The sequence below is a fragment of the Actinomadura sp. CNU-125 genome, assembly GCF_001942465.1.
In the GTDB taxonomy this organism is placed as follows: Bacteria; Actinomycetota; Actinomycetes; order Streptosporangiales; family Streptosporangiaceae; genus Spirillospora.
In genome coordinates, this window is sequence record NZ_MKJY01000446.1 from 1 (window position 1) to 2,588 (window position 2,588).

Genomic DNA, 2,588 nt, shown 5'->3' on the forward strand with positions numbered 1-2,588 from the left:
CGACGATGACGAACGAGTCGTGCAGCGACGCCCGCGGATGTGCGTGAGCGGGAGCACCTCCAGCATCCCCCGGTCGAGGACCTCCTCGATGACGTCCGGGGTGGTGACCGCCGACAGCGTGTCGTAGACGGCCTGCGCCCACGGCGACATCTTCTCGTTCTCCGAGCCGGGCAGGTAGCCGAGCTCCTGCCCGCCGACCGCGTACAGCGGGCGGAACACGACGACCTTGCGGTGCCGCCGCCGCTCCAGCACGGCCTCCAGGCCCGCGCACAGCGCCAGCGCGGACTTGCCGGTGCCCGCGCGGCCGCCGAGCGAGACGATGCCGACGTCCTCGTCCATGAGCAGGTCGAGCGCGATCCGCTGCTCGGCGGACCGGCCGCGCAGCCCGAACACCTCCCGGTCGCCGCGCACCAGCTTCACCGACTTGTCCGGCAGCGTGCGGCCGAGCGCCGAACCGCGCTCGGTCAGCAGCCGGAGCCCGGTGTGGCACGGCAGGTCGCGCGCCTCCTCGATGTCGGCGGTGCCCGCGTCGAACAGGTCGTCGACGACGCCGCCCGGCAGCTCCAGCTCCCGCATCCCGGTCCAGCCGGACTCGACGACGGCGAGTTCGGCGCGGTACTCCTCGGCGGCCAGGCCGACGGCGGACGCCTTCACCCGCATCGGCAGGTCCTTGGAGACCAGGACGACGTCGCGGCCCTCGTGCGCGAGCCACCCGGCCACCGACAGGATCCGGGTGTCGTTGTCGCCGAGGCGGAAGCCGTCCGGCAGGACGCTCGGGTCGGAGTGGTTCAGCTCGACGCGGATGGTGCCGCCGACGTCGCCGTCCGGGCCCTCGATCGGCAGCGGCTCGTCCAGCCGGCCGTGCGCGAGCCGCAGGTCGTCCAGGGTGCGCAGCGCCTGCCGGGCGAAGTACCCGAGCTCGGGATGGTGCCGCTTGGCCTCGAGCTCGGAGATGACGACGATGGGGAGTACGACCTCGTGCTCGGCGAACCGGGTCATCGCCCCCGGGTCGGCGAGCAGGACGCTGGTGTCGAGGACGTACGTGCGCCGGGCCGGAACGGGCGTTCCGGTCTTGTCCCCGGGCTGGCCGGGACGGCGCGCGGAGGTTGTGGCCACTCGATCTCCCTGACTTTGGGGGAACTACCGGTGGCGCAACAGTCCGCCCCCGAGCGGCCGTGTCCCCCGGTCCGGGGACGGCCTTGGGCGGTGGGGGTCGGAGGCCGACCGTCAGGTACCGTAGCGCCGGTGCCGCGCGGCATACGAGCGCATTGCCCGCAGGAAGTCCACCTTGCGGAAGTCCGGCCAATGGACTTCGCAGAAGTGGAACTCCGAGTGGGCGCTCTGCCAGAGCATGAAGCCGGAGAGACGCTGCTCTCCCGACGTGCGGATGACCAGGTCGGGATCCGGCTGGCCGCGCGTGTAGAGATGCTCCGCGATGTGCTCCACGTCGAGGGACTCGGCGAGTTCCTCGATGCTGGTGCCACGGCTCGCCTGCTCGACGAGCAGAGAGCGCACCGCATCAGCGATCTCACGCCTACCCCCATACCCAACTGCGACGTTCACAATCAGGCCGGGGGCATTTGATGTGGCTTCGGCCGCGTCCTTCAGGACACGGGCGGTTTCGTCGGGAAGGAGGTCGAGTGCGCCGACCGGCTTGACGTGCCATCCCTCGGCGGCCAGGCCGCGGACGGTGTTCTCGATGATCCGCAGCAGCGGTTCGAGCTGGTCCGGGGGCCGGTTGAGGTTGTCGGTCGACAGCAGCCACAGCGTGACGAGTTCCACGCCCGCCTCGGTGCTCCAGTGCAGCAGCTCGGAGATCTTCCGGGCGCCCGCCCGGTGCCCGGTGCTGACGTCGGCGAGCCCCATGGCGCGGGCCCAGCGCCGGTTCCCGTCCAGGATCACCCCGATGTGGCGCGGGACGACGTCGGTGGGCAGGGACGACTCGACGCGGCGCTCGTACATCCGGTAGACGACGTCGCGGAACGCCGCGTACGGGCCGCTGCGGCGGACCGCGGTGGTGAGCGGGCCGTCGCCGGTCCCGGCGCCCGCGAGGCGCTCGCGCACCCGGTCTCCGCGTGCGCCGTCCCGTTTCCTGTACGTTCGCCGAATCCCCATGCTGGGCGTCCCTTCGAGCGGCCGTCCCGTGCGGGAAGGACGCTCAATTATGGCGCGGCGGCGATACCTCTCCGGCCGTCCGTCCGCTATGAGGCTAGCGCCCCGGACGGCGATTTCGACCGTTTCGTCCCGCTCCGGCCAAGCTCTGCACGGACGGGATCGGACCGGTGCGGCGGGACGGCGGGCGCCGCTGCAGGCGGTCGGCCTCGGCGAGCAGGCCGTCCAGGAACCGGACCAGCTCGGTCGAGGTGAGGACGCGCGGACGCCGCGGCCGCCCGCGCCCCACGCCTCCAGCACCGCGCGCCGCGCGACCCGCCAGCGCCCGGCGGCCGACTGCTGCCGCCCGACCCCGGAGCCGGACGTCCGGACGGTGCAGCGCAGCTCGCCGGTGCTCAGCACGTCGCCGCGTCGCGTAGCGGAACGCGAACAGCTCGGGGTCGCGGACCGCGGCGCCGTCCCGTGCGGCGGGGTCC

General features: G+C 72.9%; 2 protein-coding genes and 1 pseudogene. All 3 read right to left on the bottom strand.

Going from position 1 to position 2,588, the window contains the following annotated elements; genetic code table 11:
• Nucleotides 1–999, bottom strand: a pseudogene (locus BJF79_RS37160) (PhoH family protein); the annotation flags it as partial.
• A 228-nt stretch (nt 1,000–1,227) separates the two neighbouring features.
• Complete coding sequence (locus BJF79_RS37165; RefSeq protein WP_262403138.1) at nt 1,228–2,064, bottom strand: isoprenyl transferase; 837 nt, start codon at nt 2,062–2,064, stop codon at nt 1,228–1,230.
• Between the two features lie 145 nt (nt 2,065–2,209).
• A partial coding sequence (locus BJF79_RS56400; protein ID WP_158079409.1) for a hypothetical protein occupies nt 2,210–2,588 on the bottom strand: 379 nt, incomplete at its 5' end.